Source organism: Tateyamaria omphalii (assembly GCF_019802125.1).
Lineage (GTDB): Bacteria > Pseudomonadota > Alphaproteobacteria > Rhodobacterales > Rhodobacteraceae > Tateyamaria > Tateyamaria omphalii_B.
Map to the genome: position 1 here is coordinate 112,444 of NZ_JAHVHT010000003.1, position 20,335 is coordinate 132,778.

Annotated in this window: 14 protein-coding genes; 5 read left to right on the forward strand and 9 right to left on the reverse strand. The window is 61.0% G+C overall.

The window, feature by feature from the left end:
• Positions 1–34: 34 nt before the first annotated feature.
• The 6 genes from mdoH to KUV51_RS13025 form a co-directional block, all read right to left on the reverse strand.
• Entirely contained in the window at positions 35–1,882 is a 1,848-nt protein-coding gene (mdoH, locus tag KUV51_RS13000; protein ID WP_222522074.1) for a glucans biosynthesis glucosyltransferase MdoH, read from the reverse strand.
• Positions 1,879–3,405: a glucan biosynthesis protein gene (locus KUV51_RS13005; RefSeq protein ID WP_222522075.1), complete on the reverse strand. Its 1,527-nt coding sequence runs from the start codon at positions 3,403–3,405 to the stop codon at positions 1,879–1,881. Before KUV51_RS13005 ends, mdoH begins: the two co-directional genes overlap by 4 nt.
• A complete protein-coding gene (locus KUV51_RS13010) occupies positions 3,405–4,673 on the reverse strand; it encodes an OpgC family protein (protein ID WP_222522076.1) in 1,269 nt (422 codons plus the stop codon). The genes KUV51_RS13005 and KUV51_RS13010 overlap by 1 nt, the downstream gene beginning before the upstream one ends.
• A 45-nt stretch (positions 4,674–4,718) precedes the next feature.
• On the reverse strand, positions 4,719–6,065 hold the full coding sequence (locus tag KUV51_RS13015; RefSeq protein ID WP_222522077.1) for a tetratricopeptide repeat protein: 1,347 nt from the start codon (positions 6,063–6,065) through the stop codon (positions 4,719–4,721).
• Positions 6,066–6,238: 173 nt separating this feature from the next.
• Positions 6,239–7,456 (reverse strand): CaiB/BaiF CoA transferase family protein, encoded by a 1,218-nt coding sequence (locus tag KUV51_RS13020; protein ID WP_222522078.1) that lies wholly within the window; start codon positions 7,454–7,456, stop codon positions 6,239–6,241.
• Positions 7,440–9,089 carry a thiamine pyrophosphate-binding protein gene (locus KUV51_RS13025; protein ID WP_222522079.1) on the reverse strand — a complete coding sequence of 550 codons (1,650 nt, stop codon included), beginning with the start codon at positions 9,087–9,089 and terminating at the stop codon, positions 7,440–7,442. The genes KUV51_RS13020 and KUV51_RS13025 overlap by 17 nt, the downstream gene beginning before the upstream one ends.
• A 132-nt stretch (positions 9,090–9,221) precedes the next feature.
• Here KUV51_RS13025 and KUV51_RS13030 point away from each other — a divergent pair, with 132 nt between their 5' ends.
• The gene (locus KUV51_RS13030) at positions 9,222–11,615 is read left to right on the forward strand and encodes a heavy metal translocating P-type ATPase (RefSeq protein ID WP_222522080.1); all 2,394 of its coding nucleotides are present in this window, start codon (positions 9,222–9,224) and stop codon (positions 11,613–11,615) included.
• A 156-nt stretch (positions 11,616–11,771) separates the two neighbouring features.
• On the opposite strand, the gene KUV51_RS13035 is transcribed toward KUV51_RS13030, so the two are convergent.
• Together KUV51_RS13035 and KUV51_RS13040 are read right to left on the reverse strand one after the other, a co-directional pair.
• A complete protein-coding gene (locus tag KUV51_RS13035; RefSeq protein WP_222522081.1) occupies positions 11,772–12,347 on the reverse strand; it encodes a GcrA family cell cycle regulator in 576 nt (191 codons plus the stop codon).
• 94 nt (positions 12,348–12,441) lie between these two features.
• The gene (locus KUV51_RS13040; protein WP_222522082.1) at positions 12,442–13,347 is read right to left on the reverse strand and encodes a DMT family transporter; all 906 of its coding nucleotides are present in this window, start codon (positions 13,345–13,347) and stop codon (positions 12,442–12,444) included.
• Positions 13,348–13,596: 249 nt separating this feature from the next.
• On the opposite strand from KUV51_RS13040, the gene KUV51_RS13045 reads away from it, so the two are divergent.
• From KUV51_RS13045 to KUV51_RS13055, 3 genes are all read left to right on the forward strand, one after another.
• Positions 13,597–14,769, forward strand: coding sequence for an aspartate aminotransferase family protein (locus tag KUV51_RS13045; protein ID WP_222522083.1), 1,173 nt, complete (start codon positions 13,597–13,599; stop codon positions 14,767–14,769).
• Between the two features lie 76 nt (positions 14,770–14,845).
• Positions 14,846–15,751 carry an ornithine carbamoyltransferase gene (argF, locus tag KUV51_RS13050; RefSeq protein WP_222522084.1) on the forward strand — a complete coding sequence of 302 codons (906 nt, stop codon included), beginning with the start codon at positions 14,846–14,848 and terminating at the stop codon, positions 15,749–15,751.
• Positions 15,752–15,755: 4 nt separating this feature from the next.
• On the forward strand, positions 15,756–16,739 hold the full coding sequence (locus KUV51_RS13055; protein ID WP_261385842.1) for a 2-dehydropantoate 2-reductase: 984 nt from the start codon (positions 15,756–15,758) through the stop codon (positions 16,737–16,739).
• Between the two features lie 3 nt (positions 16,740–16,742).
• Here KUV51_RS13055 and hrpB read toward each other — a convergent pair whose 3' ends face one another.
• Positions 16,743–19,142, reverse strand: coding sequence for an ATP-dependent helicase HrpB (gene hrpB / locus KUV51_RS13060; RefSeq protein ID WP_222522086.1), 2,400 nt, complete (start codon positions 19,140–19,142; stop codon positions 16,743–16,745).
• Positions 19,143–19,215: 73 nt separating this feature from the next.
• On the opposite strand from hrpB, the gene meaB reads away from it, so the two are divergent.
• Entirely contained in the window at positions 19,216–20,229 is a 1,014-nt protein-coding gene (gene meaB, locus KUV51_RS13065) for a methylmalonyl Co-A mutase-associated GTPase MeaB (RefSeq protein WP_222522409.1), read from the forward strand.
• Positions 20,230–20,335: the final 106 nt, after the last annotated feature.

The following is a 20,335-nucleotide window of genomic DNA, read 5'->3' on the forward strand; positions in this document are numbered from 1 at the left end:
GGTGATGGGGGTGGGTCGGCAGAATATCCAAGACTTACTCGGCCGCGATTTTTTGTGCTTCGATCCGGGCACGCATCTCCGCGCGTTCCGTGCGTGCGTTGATCACGATGGCCGGTTCGCGCAAGGTCAGCGGGTTGTCGAGGCGCAGACCGGACAGCCCGATCCGGGCCAATGGATAAGCACTGAGACCGGACAGCGGGACGGCGAATGCCAAACTGACGGCGATCGGGATGAGCCACCACGACACCAGTCCCATGCCAAGGCCAATGAAGAGCAGGCCGCCGATCATGGATTCGATCCAGTGGAACTTGATCAGTGTCATCATCGGGTATGCTTGCGCCGTGCGGCTTTGCGGGGTCCAGCCGCCGCGGCCCATCAAGCCGCCGATCACTGCCTTTGTCTGTTGGATCATCATGATCGGGGCATAGGCGACAGACAGAGCCAGTTCAGTCAGAACCGCGCCTGCAAAGACACGCCGACCGCCAAACAACCGCACGGCCTTGCCATTTGCCGCGATGATCAGGGCAGATGTGATCTTGGGCAAAAGCAGCATCGCGTACATCACAACCAGGAAAATTGCACTGTCGATATGGGTCATGGCGGGGGGCCAATTGGGGAACAGCGGGTTCGCCTCATTGAAGTACGAAATCACGTTCGTCTCTGCGTCGCGACCCAACAGGGCCCAAAACACGAGCAGAACGAACCAGGCAGGCGACATCAGATAAGCGGCAGCCCCTTGGAAAAGGTGGAAACGGCTGACGGGATGTAGACCGCGCGTCGTCAGCAGGCGCAAGTGTTGCAGGTTGCCGCGGCACCAGCGCCGGTCGCGGATCACGTAGTCGATGAGCGTGCCAGGGGTTTCTTCGAAACTGCCCGAAATGCGGGGCAGGAAACGCACCCGCCAGCCCGCACGTCGGAGCAAGGATGCTTCGACAAAGTCGTGCGACAGGATAAGATCACTGCGTCCGGACAGGCCACGCAGATAGGGAAGCCCGGCAGATGAAGCAAACGCATGTGTGCGGATGATCGCATTGTGGCCCCAATAATTGCCCTCTGTCCGTGCCCAGTGGGCAAGCCCTTCGGCCAGAAGCCAACCATACGCGATATTCGAGAACTGCTGCATACGTGCAAAGAGCGTGTTCGCACCGATCAGTTGCGGAAAGCTCTGGATCAGCCCTGCCTTTGGATCGGCGGCAAGTTCCGTTGACAGCCTGTCAATGGCGCGCCCTGTCATGAGGCTGTCGGCGTCAAGCACGAGCATGGCTTCGTAGGACGCACCCCAACCAGTGATCCAGTCAACGAGGTTGCCCACCTTCTTGTCCGTATTCTGGGCACGACGGCGATAGTAAACAGGCAGTGGCGCGCGCGCCTTGAGCGCTTGAAACGCATCCCATTCCTGCGCAGCGATCGCCTCATCCGTCGTGTCGCTCAGAATGAAAAGGCTGTATCGGTGTCCACCCTTTTGCCGCATCAGATCGTTCAGCATCGCGGTCGCGTTGCCGAATACGTCCCAAGGGGTCTCATTGTAGATCGGAACAAGCAGCGCCACGTCCAGCGGATCGGCGGCCGGTGGTCTGCGGCCTGCATCAAGCCGACCTGCGAGCCCCACGCCCACCGTCGATACCGCGATGGTCACCCAGATGAACGTCAGGCCAATGAGGGTCAGCAGCACATATTCGAAGCCGGTCATGCCCGACATCGCAAAAAACCCATAAAGGCCCCACAGAACACCACCCGTTATGGCGAGCGCGGGCAGGAACACGGCCAGACGCCAGATCGGGTCCTGCCGATCGGTGCCAGCGTCCGCTCCGGCGGGGGCACGGGCGAAGTCCTGTGCCGGCATGGCAAGCGGTGCGCGGGGGGGCATAGCAGCGTGAATCATGTCGTCCACCTATATAGCCAGACTTCACTGAGCGCCTCTCCGTCCAGCCGCAATTGTGCGCGGAATTCGGCCCAAGGGGCGTCGCCTGGCATGAAGGTAAAGGCGAGGCGCGGGCCGCCTGTTTCGGGATTGCGCTGAATTACGCCTTCGGTGACGTCGCCGGCCGTAGATCGGACAAGTCGGTCGATCCTGGAAAGGTCCTTGGGCACGTGCGGCGCGTCCTCGAAATCGATGGTGAAAATGCGTCCGCCTTCGGGTCTGCCACCGGCCGCCGTGTTGAGAACGCGCAGCGGCACTTCTATCGCGGGCGCAGGATCAGCGCCCCAATCGAGACGATAGGTCATGCGGTGCGAACTGCCTGCCGCGATGTCGCCATAGGGGCGCCAGTAGGCCACGATGTTATCGAAGATTTCGCTGTCCGTCGGGATCTCGACCAGCGCGACGGAACCACGTCCCCACCCTTCGCCCGGTGTGACCCAGAGGCCCGGGCGACGATGATAGAGCGCTTCCAGGTCATTGAAATCACTGAATTTCCGGGCCCGCTGCATCAAGCCGAAGCCACGGGGATTGTTGTCGCTGAATGCACTTATTTGCAGGGTGCGCGGGTTGGCCAGCGGGCGCCAGATCACCTCGCCTGCGCCGTTGTGGATCATTAACCCGTCATTGTCGTGAACGGCGGGGCGGAAGTCGTCGAACCGCTGTGTGTCCATGTCGTCGAACATGAACATCGACGTCAGTGGTGCGATGCCCAAATGCGTCAGGGTCTGACGGGCAAAAATCTCTGCCTCGACCTCCATGACAAGGGGCTGTCCCGGCATGATTGCGAAGCGATACGCACCGGTACAGGATGGGCTGTCGAGCAAGGCGTGGACGATGATCTGAGCGGCGCCTGTATCGGGGCGCTCTATCCAAAAATGGGTGAAGTCAGGAAATTCTTCGCCCATGGGATCGCCGGTTTTGAGCGCGAGTCCGCGCGCCGACAATCCGTAGATGTCTCCGGTACCGATTCCCCGGAAGTAGCTGGCGCCCTGAAAGACCGCGTATTCCTGAAAAATGCCCGGCTCGCGCAGCTCGGCACGCAGGCGCAGGCCGGAATAGCCCAACGTGTCATCCACGGGCATATCAGCGGGGAACTTGTCGGTTGTGTCAAAGACATTCAGATCGAATTTGATCGGTCGCGCCTGATCCCCTTCGACCACATAGGTGCGAATGGATTGCGGATAGTAGAGGCCCGGAGCCAGTACGTCGATCCGCTGGGGGCCATCTGTGCCCTCCCAAAGCGCATTGCGTCCATCGAACCAGATCTTGCGATACTGGTCATAGGTCAGGTTTTGCCACGCTTCCGGGACAAAGGGGCGGGGTTCGTAGGCGTGGGTCGCCTTTTGCCGTGCCAGTTCAACCACGTCTTGAGGATTGAACGCGGTCGCATCGCCCAATTGCAAACCGGGCTCCTCCTGCGACCAGGAGGCGCTGGGGGCGGCGGCCAGTGCGGCCAGGGATGCGAGAAACTCGCGTCGGAGCATCAGCGGGTCACCTTTGGTTTCCATGGGGTCGATTTGAACCATCCCGCAAGATAGGCGGTCAGGATCAGAACCCCGCAGCCAAACGCATTGACGGCAAGCACAGTTCCCGTGTCGCGACCCAGCACATCCATGGCAAAGCCGTTGAAACGGGCGACAAAGATCGAGACGACAAACACCGCAAGCGATTGTTGGCCGACCTTCAAAATCAAAGTGAGGATCTTCTCCCATGCGCGGGCAAATGCATGGGTTGCAGTGACCCGAAGACGGTTGCCTTTGTCCCCGGCCAAAACCCAAGCCAAGTAGGCCAGGGCAAGGAATTGAATATAACGCAAAATACCAAAGTCGGATTTCGAGATCCATTGCCGGTTCTCGCTCCGCCACTCGCGTGCCCAGTCGAGCCCGAGGCCGCCATTTTCGCGCACGCCGATGCTGGAGAAGGGGATATTGGCCAGCACGATGAAGGTCGCGATGCCAATCAGCAGCGCATTTACAGGCGGTTTCGGCAACCAACCGCGCATGAAGGCAAAGCCCGTGAAAAAGACCAGTTGCCACGCGAAGGGGTTCAAGAACCAGCGGCGTTGCCAGTCGTCATTGCCAACCCAAGGTTCCGCGGTGAAGTTCAGGTAAGGCAGGCCTGCCGCCTCCATGAACCGGCGCTGGCCGAGCACCCACATGGCAATGCAAAGTGCCGCTACCAACCCGAGGTGGACGCGCGCGAGTGCGATGACCAGAGGCATCATGGCCAGGATCACCATGTACATTGGCAGAATGTCGAACAGGTTTGGCACCCATTGCAGGGTCATGAAGCTGAACAGGATATTGGGGTTTTCCCAATGCTCGCTTTCGACGAACAGCATCCAGAGGTTCATCTGGCCCCAGTAATTGCGATCCGTGATTCCAAGGTCAGTGACGTAAACAAGCAGGGCGGCGGTGGCAAAGAAGAGGCCGACATGCGCCCAGTAGACTTGCCAGATGCGGTAACCGACCCGCGCGGTGCCAAGTGCAAAGCCAGCACGGTCGAATGTGGCGCCGAATGCGATGGCAGAGGCCATGCCAGAGCAGAACACAAACATCTCGGTCGCGTCCGAAAATCCCCAGCGGGCCGGGATCCAGCGCGTCAGGAAGTTGCCCGGCGTGTGGGCAAACAGGATGATGAACATCGCGATGCCGCGGAAGAAATCCAAGCGGATGTCGCGCACCCGGACCGGGTTGGCGCTGGCCGATACGGACGGAGCCGCGGCAGTGTTCGTGGGGTCGGCAAAAGTCATGGCCGCTGTCTACTTAACCTTACAAATCCGCGCCATACCCGCGTGCTATTGCGCGGGGATACGCCGGGCATCCTGAATCGACGCGAGCCGTGTGGCAGAGAACCGGTCGATCGCGCCTGCGCGCCGGGCAATCCGGTCTTCCAGCAGAGCCTCGGTCGCGTCGTACATTCCCGAGCGCAATCCCGCGTCGATCGTCATCCGCTCAAACACGTCGCGCTGGGCGTGGCTGCCACCGATGGTCTGCATCGTGGGCCGTGCTGCAGCAAGACCGCGGAACGCGGCGTCATAGCGTCCTTCGGCAAAGGCGTTGAGCCCGGCCAGTGCGGCTTTGCCCGGATCGGCGACGCGGGCGGGCATTTCGCCCTGGCGTGCGGCATCGATCGCAAAGCGGGCCGTCATCGCGGCCTGTGCGTCGTCGCGGCCTGCAGCCCCTAGTGCCAGCTGGTAGTGCAGGTCGGCAAACACGAGGCAGCCGTCATCGGTACGGTTTTGCGCAAAGTCGGCCAGTTCGTCCCAGCGGCTGCCCACTTGCGTGCCCTCAAGCTCAAGCCGCATCAGCAGCGAAGTCGCGTTGGCGATGTCGCGGTAGTCGTCGGTCTTGTCCGCTCGGATCTGCTGGTCATAGAGCGCCAGAACAATGTCATTTTCACCGCGGTCGAGGTGCAGAAGCGCCTTGTGCCACCAGACGTGGTAACGGAAGTTGTTGCAGTGATCCCAAGCTGAGACGTTGTTTTCGATCAGGGAGATACCGACATCAGGTCTGGCCGTCATGTCATAGACGTGGGCAACGGCGTGCAAGCCCCATGCGTCATCGGTGGCCAATTCCAGCCCTTTGAGCCCCGCCGCTTCGGCTGCTGCGTAGTCGCCGGTTTCCTCAAGCGTGAAGGCGTGACAGCCGTGTACATACCCCTCGAGGGCGTGCCCCCGGTGCGCATCCAGCACATTTTCGATCGATGTGCGCATACCCACGCCATCCCCGAGGATGAAACGGATGGCGTGGCTGACCTTGGCGGACAGCGTGTCGGTCGGGTATTCGGTCAGCACGCGCTCCATCGCAGCGATGGCGCCCGAGGGGCGGCCATCCAGCCATTCGCCAAGCGCGCGGACCCAAAGGCGTTCGCGTGCGCTTCCGCCGGAGACGGCCAGTGCAGCGACCGCATCCTTGCCCGCCTGATGTGCGACGTCCCACAATTCCTTGCGGCCCATCATGAGCGAGAACAGCCCCTTGGCTGCAAATCCCATGGCGAAGTGGGGCGCACCGGACAGCACGGTACTCAGATGCGTTGGGGTGGCTGTGCCATGTGCCATAAAGGCGCGGATCATGCCGTTCCACTCTTCAACGAGAGCGGGGTCGTCCAGGCTGACCGGCGCTTGGCAAATATCGTGCATCATTGGGGCGCTACCTCTTACCGAATGCGTTGTTGTTTTTGGTGTAGACCATCTATGGGCCTTTGACATGTCATGAGGTCTAGACACACGTAACCGTGAAACTCCGTAGGCGGTTCCGTGAGCAAAATGTCAGCACATTCGTGAAAAGCAGGCGAAAACCGGCCAAAGCGCAGGGCTCAGTCAGGATTTTCTTGCGTGTTTTGAGGGCCTAATGTTGCAAGAACCGCTTCCGTATCCTGCCCAAATCGCGGCGGCGCGTGCCGGTATGTTACGGGCGTTGCAGAGAACTTGAGCGGATTCGCCAAGAGCCGGACGTATCCGTCCGCCACGTCATCCCGTTCGACCGCAACAACCGTGCCCCGGGCCTGCGCTTGATCGGAGGTCAGCGCCTCTGCAACATCGTGGATTGGCCCGCCCGGCACCTTCACCGCATGCATTTTCTCAAGCAGTTGATCCTTCGTCATTTTCGCCAGGATTGGCGTCAGCGAGGCGGTCAGTGTCACGCGATTTTCAATGCGGTTTAGATTGGTCGTATAGCGTGGATCGGAGCCGAGTTCCGGGGCGCCGATGGCGTCGCAGAAGCGGGCGAACTGGCTATCGTTGCCCACGGCCACCAATACGTGGCCGTCCGATGTCGCAAAGGCATCGTATGGCACGATGTTCGGGTGCGCATTGCCGCGCCGTTCAGGCACGTTGCCGGAAACGAGGTAGTTGCACCCTTCATTGATCAGCCACGCCATCTGCGCATCCACGAGACTGAGGTCGATATGTTGCCCTTCACCCGTCTGGTCGCGGTGGCGCAGTGCCGCCAGAATGCCGATGGTTGCATACATCCCGCACATGACATCTGCGATGCCTACGCCGACCTTGGTCGGTGTGCCATTCGGGTCGCCGGTGAGCGACATGATCCCGCCATAACCCTGCGCCATCAGGTCGTAGCCCGGCTTGTCCCGGTTTGGTCCGGTCTGACCGAAGCCTGAAATGGAGCAATAGACCAGACCCGGATGCGCCTTGAGCAGCGTATCGTGGTCCAGGCCATATTTGACCAGTCCGCCGGGTTTGTAATTTTCGATCACCACGTCGGCGCGGGCGGCCAATTGGCGGACGATGGCCTGCCCATCCTCGGTCGACAGGTCGACGGCCACCGACTGCTTGTTGCGGTTTGCGGCCATGAAATAGGCCGACAGATCTGTCGGACTACCGTCGCGGTCGCGGGCGTAGTTCGGACCCCAGCTGCGTGTGTCATCACCGCCGGTTTTGGGGTTTTCGATCTTGATGACTGTGGCACCCATATCGCCCATAAGCTGCGTGGCGGTAGGCCCAGCAAGGATACGCGACAGGTCGAGAACAAACAGACCGTCGAGCGCGCCCGGTGTCTCAGATGCGGCCATCATAGGCTCCTCTGTCGATGACGGCGGCAATGACTGTAAAGGTGTCGGCGGACTGTGCGACGGCCAGCGCGTCCTGCAGTTCAACGCGCGAGGTCACGGTGTGACCCGCGCCACCAAAGGCGCGGCCCATGGCGGCGAAGTCATGCTTCGCAAAGTCGACGCCCGCGTTGCGCAACTGCCGCTGCCGCTGTTTCAACTCGATCAGGGCGAGGGATGCATCGACAAAGACGACGAAGATGGATTTCAGTCCCAGTTCGGCGGCTGTCGACAACTCGCCTGCAACCATCAAGAAACCGGCATCACCCGAAAAACTGACGACGGTCCGGTCTGGGTCCGCAACCTGCGCGCCCATGGCCAGTGGAATGGCGCAACCCATCGTGCAGAGGGCCGACGATTGCATGAGCCCGCGCGGCTCGTAGCATTCCCACATCTGGCTGAGCAGGATGCGGTGTGCGCCGCTGTCGGCGGTTGCAAGTGCGTTGCGCGGAAGGGCATGGCGGCAGGTGTCGATGACGGCGGCTGGCCCCCAATCGTCGTCGGTCGGAAACGCCTTTGCCAGATCGGCCTTGGCTGTCGCGATCTCGTCTGCGGCCCAGGTCGCGCGGGGTGTCACGCCATCGGCCATCGCAGCAAGGGTTGCGCCGCAATCACCCACCACGTTCATCGTGGCCTGATGCATGTAGTGATGGTTCGGCTCGGCCGTGATGTCGATCATGGTCTGGATGCCGGGGTAGTAGAAGTCGCGCCAGCCGGTCCGCATCTCGATCGGGTCATAGCCCAATCCAATGATCAGATCGGCGCGCTGCACGAGCGGCAATAGGATCTTGTCAGCTTTGGGCGACAGGCCCGCACCACCCAAGGCAAGCGGGTGATCTTCGGGCAGCAGACCCTTGGCCTTGTACGTCGTGATGACGGGCACGTTGAAAGTATCGACAAAGGTCTGAAGCGCCGACGATATGTCCTGACGGCGCGTGTCGAAGCCCTCGTTCAAGGCATCAACGCCAACAATCAGAACGGGGCGGTCGGCGCGCGCGAGAGTTGCCCGCATCTGATCCATCGTTGCGGGCGCAGGGACCACAGGCTCTGCCGTAGTGCGTCGGGCTGGTATTTCAGGTGTAACCGGGGTGACCGCAACGGTGATCGGAACATCGATGTGAACGGGTCCGGGCCGGCCCTCGAGTGCGATGCCCACTGCCTTGTCCGCGATCACGTGCGCCGCACCGGTGTTCAAGGTAAACGTCGCCTTTGTGATGGGGCGGAACACCTGGGTCTGATCAAGAACCTGGTGGGTGTAAGTCTGCGCCTCATCCGCATCGACGCAGCCTGCCAGAACGATCAGCGGCACGCGGTCCTGATGGGCGTTCGCGACCGCATTCACCCCGTTCAAAGCGCCGGGGCCGACCGTAGCAACAAGGATGCCTGGTGCGCCTGTCCGGTGCCAAGCACCTTCGGCCATGAAGGCGGCGGCGTTTTCGTGCTTGCACAGAATGAACCTGATGCCTGCGCGTTCCAGCGCGTCGACAATTGTCAGAACTTCACCGCCCGGCATGCCAAAGGCAAAGCGGCAACCGGCATCGAAAAGCCGGGTTGCCAGAACGTCCGCTGCGCGGGGAGAGGAGGGAGGGATGTCTTTCATCGGTCGTCTTCCAGAGTTCGGCACCGCGTCTTCCTGTCATGGTCACGCCTGACGCACAACTCACACCTCCGCCATGGTTTGTTTCACTCGAGGTCTTGACCTTCCAGTGACTGGAAGCCCTATGTGGATCGCATGAGCGATGTTTTGACCTTTGAAGTGTCTGGCCTGAACTGTGCGTCCTGCGTCGGCCGCGCAGAAGCAGCACTGATCGCGATGCCGGGTGCGCGAGATGTCCGTGTGAACTTGGCTGACCACAGTGCTCGCGTGTCCGGTGTTTCAGCAGTGGACGTAGTTCAAGCCATGGAGCGTGCCGGCTATCCGGCCGAGCTTCGCAGGGTCGAGGTCCGTGTTTCTGGCATGTCCTGCGCCTCATGCGTCGGACGGATTGAAGCTGCTATACGCGCTGCTCCGGGGGTTGTACGCGCAGACGCGCGACTGCCGACGAAATCGGTGGTGTTTGAAACTCTTGGAAACGATACGGAGGTATATGTCGCCCTGCGTGATGCAGGATATCCGGCGGACAATCCGAAACAGACATTCAAGGCGGACACAATGGACGAAGTGTCAGCCCTCTTCCGCCGATTTATTTTTGCCGGTGTTCTGACGCTGCCTGTGTTTCTCATTGAAATGGGCGGACACGCCTTTCCACCGTTTCATCACTGGGTGATGCGCAACATTGGTGCCACGAACAGTCATTTGTTCCAGCTGGTTTTGACCGCAATCGTTCTTGCCGGACCTGGGAACAGTTTCTTTCGCCGAGGTTTCCCAGGCCTGGTCCAGGCGCGCCCGGACATGGATGCGCTTGTGGCCTTGGGTGCCGGTGCCGCCTTTGCATTCTCTGCGTTTTCAGTCCTCGCCCCGGGTATCCTTCCTCCTTCGGGTGTATATTTCGAGGCGGCGGCCGTCATCGTCACTTTGATCCTCATGGGCCGTTGGCTCGAAGCGCGTGCAAAGGGACGAACGGGCGACGCGGTGCGTCGGTTGCTCTCGCTCCGTCCCGAGACTGCGGAACGCGTCTCGCAGGGCAGCACCGAACACATATCTCTGTCGCAAGTCGTGACTGGTGATCTGCTGCGTCTGAGACCGGGAGGGCGTGTGCCCGTCGATGGAGTGGTCGAAAGCGGTCATAGCCACATCGATGAAAGCATGCTGACTGGCGAGCCGATACCTGTTCTGAAGCAGGCTGGTGATCTGATTACCGCTGGTACGGTTGCAACCACTGGAAGCCTGGACTTGCGCGCGACCCATGTGGGCGATGACACAGTGCTGGCGCGCATCACTGCACTGACCCGTGACGCACAAGCCGCGCGCCTGCCGGTCGAGGCTTTGGTCAACCGGATCACCGCCCGCTTCGTGCCCGCTGTCTTGCTGATTGCGTCAATCACATTTGTCACTTGGTGGATGCTCGCCGGTCTCGCACCGGCCGTTGTGTCGGCGGTATCCGTTCTGATCATTGCGTGCCCTTGCGCCATGGGTCTGGCCACGCCGATGTCTGTGATGGTGGGCACAGGGCGAGCGGCGGAACTTGGGGTCCTTTTTCACAAGGGGGATGCGTTGCAGCGCTTGCAGGACGCGAAAGTCGTGGCCTTTGACAAGACGGGCACGTTGACCCACGGCAAGCCGGTGTTGCATGACATCGCCGTTGTCGATGGTTGGAATGCGGATAACGTTCTGGCTCTTGCTGCTGGGCTCGAAACTCTGTCTGAACACCCCGTCGCGAAGGCCATCGTAGATGCTGCACTGGAAAAAGCCGCGGACGTCACGCGGTTCGAGGCGGTTTTGGGCAATGGCGCCATGGCAGATGTCGATCAGCACCGTGTGGTCGTGGGCAACGTTGAAATGTTGACGAATACCGGGTGTGCCGTTGAACCTGCACTCAATGACAATGCAAAACAGTGGGCAAAAACCGGGGCAACGGTCGTACATGTTGCCATTGATGGCAAACATGCCGCAGTCTTCGAGATACGTGATACTGTGCGCGGCGGTGCTGCATCCGCAATTGCATCGTTGAAGGCGGAGGGACGCGTCGTCGCCATGATATCGGGCGACACGGTGGCGGCAGCCAATCATGTTGGACAGGAACTGGATATCGACACAGTGGTGGCCGGCGTCAAACCTGATCAGAAGGTACAGACGCTGCAAGATCTTCGCGCGGCGCACGGTGCAATCGCCTATGTCGGGGACGGCTTGAACGATGCACCGGCCCTAGCATCGGCGGATGTTGGACTTGCCGTAAATGGAGCCACCGATGCTGCCATCGAGGCAGCAGACGTTGTGCTGATGTCACCTGAACCGGGGGCGGTGTTGCGTGCGTTGCGTATCAGCGCCGCGACATTGCGCAACATCTGGCAGAACCTCGGCTGGGCCTTTTTCTACAACACGGCACTAATCCCTGTGGCCGCCGGTGTTCTCGTCCCATTTGGCGGTCCGCAACTGTCTCCGGCGCTTGCGGCGCTGGCCATGGCTCTGTCGTCGGTTTTCGTAGTGAGCAATGCATTGCGCTTGCGCGACAAAGCGAAAGGATGAGTTTCTCGCAGATCGCTGGCGCCCAGGCCGGTAACACGACGAACCGGCAAGATATTGAAGAGCCTATTTTCTTCTGGCCGAAAATACTTCGGGGGTGGCCGAAGGCCGGGGCAGAGCCCCCTGAAATGATGGTTTCGCCGTTAGGCGGCCCTATGATCAGCGACGACGATCGCGGCGCGAGGACATCGGCTGGAAGGCCACCCCAACATGCGCTTCGCAGTAGGGTTTGCCCTGTTGAACCGGTAGGCCGCAGAACCAGAAGTTATCTGTTGCAGGGTCACCCACGGGCCATTTACAAGTCCGTTCGGTCAGTTCCATGAGGCTGATTTTCTTTGCCTTCTTTTCAACCTCGTTCACCTTCGCCAGTGCCTCTGGGCTGATTTCGTTGGCCGAAGGTTGCGGAGGAAGCGGTTGGCCTGCCGGAATGATCTGCTTGCGGGCGGGCACGACAGCCTTTGCTTCAGGAGCGGGTGCCGGTTTGACCGCTGGCTCCGTTTTGGGCTGCGGTTTCGGCTCCGCCTTGGCCTTGGGGGCCGCCTTCGGCTTCGCGTCCGCCTTGGCCGTTGTTGCGCTTGATCCGCCACCTGCACGGTTCGAAAGGCCCAGGCGGTGCACCTTGCCGATCACTGCGTTGCGCGTAACGCCGCCAAGCTCTTTGGCGATCTGGCTGGCCGACTGGCCCTCGCCCCACATTTTCTTCAAGAGTTCAACGCGTTCGTCGGTCCAGGACATCAGCAGGCTTTCCGATTTAAAAAGCGGCCTCTCGCGGGGCCGCCTTTGTGTCTCATTGAGTGTCAGCGCCCTATTCTAATCACACGCGTCAAAGTTACAAGGGACGACCTGTGGTCTTCGATTTGACCTGGCGCCCTTCGCGCAGCGCCAGAAGCAACGCACCCGCGATAATGATTCCCGCACCCAGTAGGGTGATGCCGTCCGGGATCACGCCGTAAAAAGCAATGTCATAGAGCGCCGCGAAGATGAGTGTGGCGTAGCTGAAGGGCGCAACGAAGCTGGCGTCAGCCCGCGCCATGCCGTTGACGAAACACGCTTGTGCCGCCGCCATGGCACATCCGACGCCAGCCATCAGCACCCATTGCGTTCCGCTCGGAGATATCCAGACAAAAGACACGGCAATGCCCGCGATGCAAAGCCCGATGGCATTGTTGACCAAGAGGATCGAAAAAGGTCCCTCGCGCCCGGTCAGCTTCTTGATGAAGCTCAACTCAAGACCGAGCGCCATGGCCGCGCCGAGGGCCAGCAACGCTGCGGGTTGGAAGCTCTCCGGAGTGGGACGCAGCAGGATCATCGCGCCGACCAGAGCAATGGCGGCCGCCAGCCAACGCCATTTGCCCACCCGCTCACCCAAAAGCGGGATTGCCAGGATCATCCCGAAGACCGGGTTCAGAAAGGAAATCGCCGTGGCGTCGGCCAGCGGAATGTAAGCCACGGATGCGAACATGAGGGTGACGCCAGCCCATCCACTTGTTGTCCGCGCAAGGTGCAAGCCGAGATGAGGACGTTGCAGTGTCGGTCTTACTACCAGCGCAACTGTGCTGAGCGTCAGGAAGGCGAACAGGAAGCGTCCGAAGCTGATTTGGAACGGGTGCAGCGGTGTGCCGAATTGGTCAGTGCCCAATGCCTTGGCAAACAGTGTTGTCGCCGCGATGAAGGCGCAGGCGCAGGTGATCAGCAGCGCCGCGAGCGCTGGGTTTTGAGCCTTTGGCGCGAACATGGTGGATGCGTGCGCCTCTGCGGCGGTGAGTGCAAGCGTGATTTTACTGGCATGTTCTGGATTTCTCGCCTAGACGCGTCGCATGATCAGTCTGCACACCCTCCGACGAGCCGTGCGACGCAGCCAACGCTGCGACTGATTCCTCGTGCCGCAATGGCACTCCCCAACTCTCAAAATTGTTGACCCCGCCTATTGCCTCATGCACCAACGTGCTTTGACGCATTGGCTTTCTAAAAAAGGATGATCCGCATGATCACGTCCGTTCTGCCAACCTACAACCGCGCTCCTTTGACTTTTGTCAAAGGCGAAGGCGCCTGGCTGATCGAGGCGGATGGCCGACGTTTCCTGGATCTCGGGGCCGGTATTGCCGTAAACGCCTTGGGTCATGCACACCCGGCCCTGACACAGGCATTGACTGAGCAGGCGAACGCGTTGTGGCATACGTCGAACCTGTATCACATCCCGCAACAAAAGACCCTCGCGGACAAGCTGGTCGATGCAACCTTTGCCGACACCGTGTTCTTCACCAACTCGGGCACTGAAGCCTGTGAGCTGGCCGTGAAGATGGCGCGCAAGTACTGGTATGACAAAGGGCATCCGGAAAAGGTCGACATCATCACCTTTTCCGGCAGTTTCCATGGTCGGTCGTCGGCTGGGATCGCGGCAGCCGGGTCCGAAAAGATGACCAAAGGCTTTGGCCCGCTCTTGCCCGGTTTCACGCATCTTGAGTTCGGCGACCATGACGCACTGGCACCTGCGATCACCGAGAAAACAGCTGCCATCTTGATCGAACCGGTGCAGGGTGAAGGCGGGATCATTCCCGTGCCCGATCAGTGCCTGAAAGGCTTGCGCGACCTTTGCGATGAAAAGGGAATCCTGCTGATCCTCGATGAAGTGCAGTGCGGTGTTGGGCGGACGGGAAAACTCTTTGCCCATGAATGGGCAGGGATCGAACCTGACATCATGATGGTGGCCAAGGGCATTGGAGGAGGTTTTCCGCTTGGAGCCGTGCTTGCGACCGAGGACGCCGCAAGTGGCATGACAGCCGGAACGCATGGGTCAACCTATGGCGGCAACCCGTTGGGCTGTGCCGTCGGCTCCGCCGTGCTCGATATCGTGGGCGATCCGGCATTTCTCAATGATGTGAATCGCAAGGCCGGGCTTTTGCGCCAAAAGCTCGAGGGTTTGGCGGCTGCGCACCCGGATGTGTTTGACATGGTGCGTGGATCGGGCCTCATGCTTGGCATCAAATGCAAGCTTCCGTGCGCAGACGTCGTTTCGGCCGGATATGCGCAAGAGGTGATTACAGTGCCCGCTGCTGACAACACGATCCGCCTTTTGCCGCCGCTCACGGTCACAGACGCCGAGATTGCCGAGGCCGTCAGCCGCTTGGACGCAGCCGCAAAGGCGATGGCCGCCTGATCCTTCTCTGTTCCAAAAAATCCTCGGGGGTCCGGGGGCAGACAGCCCCCGGATCTCTCCACCGAAGAGAACGTATATGACACATTTCCTTGATATTCACACAACCGAACAGCCCGAGCTGCGCAAGATCATCGACAACGCTCATGCCATGAAAGCAGCGCGGGCCGGACGTCCAAAAGGTGCGCCGGACGATGAACAGCCGCTTGCCGGTCACATGGTCGCCCTGATTTTCGAAAAGCCGTCGACGCGGACCCGCGTGTCGTTTGACGTGGGCGTGCGCCAGATGGGCGGGCAGACTATGGTGCTGTCGGGCAGCGACATGCAGTTGGGTCACGGCGAGACGATCGCGGACACTGCCCGTGTCCTTAGCAGATATGTGGACCTGATCATGATCCGCACGTTTGAGGAAGCAACACTGCTGGAGATGGCCGAATACGCCTCTGTCCCGGTGATCAACGGGCTGACCAACCGCACGCATCCCTGTCAGATCATGGCCGACGTCATGACTTTCGAAGAGCACCGCGGGCCGATCAAGGGCAGGAAAGTGGTGTGGTCCGGGGATGGCAACAATGTCTTTGCCAGCTTTGCTCATGCTGCCAAGCAATTTGAATTCGATCTCACATTTACCGGACCTGAACCGCTTGATCCGGAACCGGCCCTGGCCGGTCTGTACAAGACCGAGCGTGACCCTGATGTCGCTGTACAGGATGCCGATCTTGTGGTGACCGACACGTGGGTCAGCATGCACGATCCGCAGTCTGCACGTGAGCGGCGGCACAACCAGTTGCGCGGGTATCAGGTCAATGCCGACCTCATGGGCAAAGCCAAGAGCGAAAGCCTGTTCATGCACTGCCTCCCTGCCCACCGGGACGATGAGGCAACATCCGAAGTGATGGACGGCGCGCATTCCGTGATCTTCGATGAGGCAGAAAACCGTTTGCACGCCCAAAAGGCGATCATGCGGTGGTGTTTGGGCGCCTGACGCTTTGGCGGGTCCACGCATAGCAGTCGCCGGGGCTGGCAGCATTGGCTGTTACGTTGGCGGCCTGTTGGCTGCTGCCGGACACGATGTCCGCTTCCTTGCACGCCCGCGTGTCGCAAAGGCCTGTGCCGAACATGGGCTGCAGTTGACCGACTACGCTGGCAGCGCAGAAGACGTGATGGCTCCACGAATGTCAGACATGGCAGAGGGTGCAATTGCCGGGGCCGATGTGGTGTTGGTTTGCGTGAAATCAGGCGATACTGCCGACATGGCGCGCGAAATTGCGGTACATGCGCCCGAAGCACAGGTGATCAGCCTGCAAAACGGAGTCGAAAACGCAGCCATTCTCCGTGCGGCTTTGCCAGCGGCCGATGTGCGCGCAGCGATGGTTCCGTTCAACGTCGTTGCTGAAGGAGCCACGCACTACCACCGTGCAACGTCGGGTGACATTCTGATCGAAGCGGGGCCATTGCCAGACCTGTCCACGCCGGCGTTGAACTGGCGTCAGGTGGGCAACATCGAAGCGGTGCAATGGGGTAAACTTCTCATCAACCTAGGGAACGCGATCAATGCGTTGTCCGATCTGCCCTTGCTAACACAACTGCAAGACCGGGTGTGGCGTCGTCTGATGGCGGATCAGATGGCCGAAGCCCTTCGCATCTTGACTGCCGCCGGGATTTCCCCGGCCAAAACCACCGCAGCGCCGCCGCGCCTGATCCCTCATATCCTGCGCCTGCCGACGCCGATCTTTCGCCGCATCGCGGCACAAATGCTGACCATCGATGCTCATGCCCGGTCTTCCATGTGGGATGACCTGAAGCGTGATCGGCGCACCGAGATAGACGCCCTGCAAGGCGCCATCATCTCGCTGGCGGACCGTCATGGGCGGCAGGCACCTCTCAATGCGAGGATGCGCTATCTGATCAGGAAAGCGGAAGCCGCCGGAAAGGGACCGCCCGGCCTCACTCCGGAGCAGATCCGGGGTTAGGCTTCATCGCTTTGGCTTGGCGCGCAATGTGGGGTCAGCTTCCGTCGGGTCTTCTGGCCAGGGATGCTTTGGATATCGCCCACGCATATCCTTGCGCACATCCGCATACGAGGTGGCCCAGAAACCCGCCAGGTCCGAGGTCACCTGCACGGGCCGCTGAGCCGGTGACAGCAGGGTGATCTGCAGCGGCACCTGTCCCACCATCGGATGCCGGGTCACACCGAACATTTCCTGCAGACGCACGGAGATACCGGGGGTGGTCTCGTCATAGTCGATGGGTACTCTTCGGCCCAACGGTGTCTCGAAATGACCGGGCACTTCGCGGTCCAGACGTTGCATGTTGTCCCAGCCAAGGTGGGTTTGCAGCGCCGGCAAGATGTCGAACCCTTTCCAATCTGCCGCGGTCCGCAGCCCTGTAACATGCGGTAGCAACCAGTCTTCCAGTGTCTCCAATAGCGTCTCGGAACTGAGGTCGGGAAAGCCATCATCCATAAGCGCGGCACGGGCCAGCAATCGTTTGGCACCCTTCGATGGCTGCAGTCCGAGCTGTTTTACTCCATCCAGCATGGCGCGGCCGATAACCTCATCCGGTGCATCATGCCAAGCACGATCCTCAAGGATGAGCGCGCCGAACCGTCTCTGGGTTCGGGCCAGAACGGCGCCATCCCGTTTTGACCACGTGCAGATGTCGTGCCATGCGATCTGATCGGAAAACAGGTCTTCGAGTTCTGACAGCGATAGCGTCGCGGCTTGCCTGATCCTTGCTTCGCGTGGGTTTCCGTCCAGGTCTGTTGCCACGATCAGTGTTTGCCCTGCCAAGGCATCCCCGTCCGGCATCACGGCCCCTTTGCCGCCGGACAGGACATAGCGCGGCGCGTCGCCGGGTCGCCGTTTGCCGACGCGGTCGGGGTAGGCGAGGGCAGCCATCGCGGCAGGGCCGAGGGTCGGCCTGCGCTCTTGCCCCGCAGCCAGCCGTTTCGCCTCATCCCGAATTCGTTCGATGGCGCCACGATGTGCAGCATCTCCGAAGTCTTGCGGTGATTTCAGCGCGCGCAGGCGCAGCGCCAGATCCACACCTTGCCCGCGCAGCGGATCGCGGTCAGCCAGAAGGGCGGCAAGCGGCGCGGCATCTTTGCCTGCCTGCACAAGCATATGGGCGAGGCGAGGGTGCAGCGGTTGACGTGCCAGTTGCCGACCATGCGGGGTGATGCGGTTTTGAGCATCAAGCGCACCCAACATGCGTAGAACACCACGGGCTTCGTCCAAGCGGCCCTGATGAGGAGGCGTGACAAAGCGCAGGTCGGCCTCGCCCGCGCCCCACATCGCCAGTTCCAACGCAAAACTCGCCAAGTCGCCTGCGGTGATTTCCGGCGGTGGGAACGCGGCGAGGGCACCATCCTCCCCTCGGGTCCAAAGTTTGTAAGCAACGCCAGGATTCACTCGCCCGGCGCGGCCCGCCCTTTGGGTTGCTTCGGCGCGGGTTACGCGTTCGGTGATCAACCGCGACATGCCCGAGGATGGATCAAATTGCGCGCGCCGGGCTCGCCCACCATCGACGACAATTCGAATGTCGGGGATAGTTAGCGATGTTTCCGCAATCGACGTGGCCAGAACGATCTTTCGCGTGTCAGAGGGGGTGACGGCAGCGCGTTGCGCCTTGAAGTCCATTGCACCGAACAGAGGCTGCACATTCGGCAGATCGGTCAGCATCGCAGCCGTCCGCCTGATTTCGCCTTCGCCCGGCAGAAAGGCGAGTAGCCCACCCGGCGCCTTGTGATATGCCGTGCGGATCAGGTCGGCCATCGCGGCTTCGAACCTCACCCCCTTTTGCAGGGGAGTATCCAACCAATGCGGTGTCACCGGAAAACTGCGCCCCTCGGACGTCAGGATTGGAGCGTGCATCACATCCCCAACCGGCTCTGCATCCAGCGTCGCCGACATGGCCAGCAGGATCAGGTCATCTCGCAAGGCGTCGGCGACTTCCAGGCAAAGCGCGAGGCCCAGATCCGCGTTGAGCGAGCGTTCGTGGAATTCGTCGAAGATGACGGCCCCCACGCCCGGCAGATCGGGGGCGTCCTGCAACATGCGCGTCAGGATGCCTTCGGTCACCACTTCGATCCGGGTGCCATTGCCCGTGGCACTGTGGCCGCGGATGCGGTAGCCGACCGTTTGCCCGGCCTTTTCTCCCAGTGTCTGGGCCATGCGCTCGGCCGCGTTTCGGGCGGCCAAGCGGCGCGGCTCAAGCATCAGAATACGTCCCGCCGTAAGGTTTGCTTCGAGTATCGCAAGCGGGACGCGCGTCGTCTTTCCCGCGCCCGGCGGCGCTTGCAGCACAGCGCGGCCTTCCACGCGCAGCGTGTCGATCAGTTCGGGCAGGATATCGTCAATGGGCAGGCGGCTCATGACTGCCTTATGGCCGAAGGCGCTGGGGGCGCCAACACTGGACATTTGGGGGATGCGCCCGCAGAAAGCGGCCATGGATATTCAGGATCTGTCCCAACGCATTGCAAACGGTGAGCGCCGGGCGTTGGCGCGTGGGATCACGCTGGTCGAAAGTGGGCGCGCGGATCATCGTGCGCAGGCGGCAAAGGTGCTGGCGGCGTTGCCCAGGGATCGCCAGGCGCTGCGCATTGGATTGTCGGGCACGCCGGGTGTCGGCAAATCCACCTTTATCGAAGCCTTTGGCATGACGCTTGTCCAGGCAGGTTTGCGCGTGGCCGTGCTGGCCGTCGATCCGTCCTCGGCTCGTTCCGGTGGATCAATCCTCGGGGACAAGACGCGGATGGACCGTTTGAGCCGGGAACCCGGCGCGTTCATCCGCCCGTCACCCAGCCAGACGCATCTGGGTGGAGTTGCCCGGCGCACGCGCGAGGCTGTTGCCCTGTGCGAAGGGGCGGGTTTCGACGTGGTCCTGATCGAAACGGTGGGTGTCGGCCAGTCTGAAACCGTTGTGGCCCAGATGTCCGACCTGTTTCTGTTGCTGCTTGCTCCCGCTGGCGGGGATGAATTGCAGGGCGTCAAGCGGGGGATAATGGAGATGGCAGACATGATCCTGATCAACAAGGCGGATGGTGACCTGAAACCTGCTGCAACCCGGACATGTGCCGACTATGCGGGCGCCCTGCGGCTTCTGCGCAAACGACCACAGGACCCGGACGGATATCCCAAGGCGATGATGGTATCGGCGCTTGCCGAAGAGGGTTTGGACTCTGCGTGGGCTGATATGCAGGCGCTTGTTGAGTGGCGGCGGGATGCGGGGTTTTTCGACGCAACCCGCGCAGCGCAGGCGCGCTACTGGTTTGAGGAAGACGTGAGATCGGCCCTGTTGTCCAAGCTGGATGGCGTGTCTGCCAGACAGGCGATGGAACAGCTTGGCACACAGGTCGCGAAAGGTGCACTTGCGCCATCGGTCGCCGCAGAGCGGATGCTGGAAGTGTTGGATGCCAAATTCACCGCGCCCCGGGTTGACCCGGTCCCCGATTCCCCCTAAAGCCACCGAACGAAATTCGAGGGCGCCGCTCTACCTGCGCGGTGCCTATGTCGTTTCGGACCCCGCAACACGGACCAGACGGCACAGCGGAGAAGAGGATAAACCC

Bases quoted from the DNA above. Each gene is read 5' to 3' on its own strand.
- mdoH (WP_222522074.1), bottom strand. From the start codon at position 1,882: ATGATTCACGCTGCTATGCCCCCCCGCGCACCGCTTGCCATGCCGGCA.
- KUV51_RS13005 (WP_222522075.1), bottom strand. From the start codon at position 3,405: ATGCTCCGACGCGAGTTTCTCGCATCCCTGGCCGCACTGGCCGCCGCC.
- KUV51_RS13010 (WP_222522076.1), bottom strand. From the start codon at position 4,673: ATGACTTTTGCCGACCCCACGAACACTGCCGCGGCTCCGTCCGTATCG.
- KUV51_RS13015 (WP_222522077.1), bottom strand. From the start codon at position 6,065: ATGATGCACGATATTTGCCAAGCGCCGGTCAGCCTGGACGACCCCGCT.
- KUV51_RS13020 (WP_222522078.1), bottom strand. From the start codon at position 7,456: ATGATGGCCGCATCTGAGACACCGGGCGCGCTCGACGGTCTGTTTGTT.
- KUV51_RS13025 (WP_222522079.1), bottom strand. From the start codon at position 9,089: ATGAAAGACATCCCTCCCTCCTCTCCCCGCGCAGCGGACGTTCTGGCA.
- KUV51_RS13030 (WP_222522080.1), top strand. From the start codon at position 9,222: ATGAGCGATGTTTTGACCTTTGAAGTGTCTGGCCTGAACTGTGCGTCC.
- KUV51_RS13035 (WP_222522081.1), bottom strand. From the start codon at position 12,347: ATGTCCTGGACCGACGAACGCGTTGAACTCTTGAAGAAAATGTGGGGC.
- KUV51_RS13040 (WP_222522082.1), bottom strand. From the start codon at position 13,347: ATGTTCGCGCCAAAGGCTCAAAACCCAGCGCTCGCGGCGCTGCTGATC.
- KUV51_RS13045 (WP_222522083.1), top strand. From the start codon at position 13,597: ATGATCACGTCCGTTCTGCCAACCTACAACCGCGCTCCTTTGACTTTT.
- argF (WP_222522084.1), top strand. From the start codon at position 14,846: ATGACACATTTCCTTGATATTCACACAACCGAACAGCCCGAGCTGCGC.
- hrpB (WP_222522086.1), bottom strand. From the start codon at position 19,142: ATGAGCCGCCTGCCCATTGACGATATCCTGCCCGAACTGATCGACACG.
- meaB (WP_222522409.1), top strand. From the start codon at position 19,216: ATGGATATTCAGGATCTGTCCCAACGCATTGCAAACGGTGAGCGCCGG.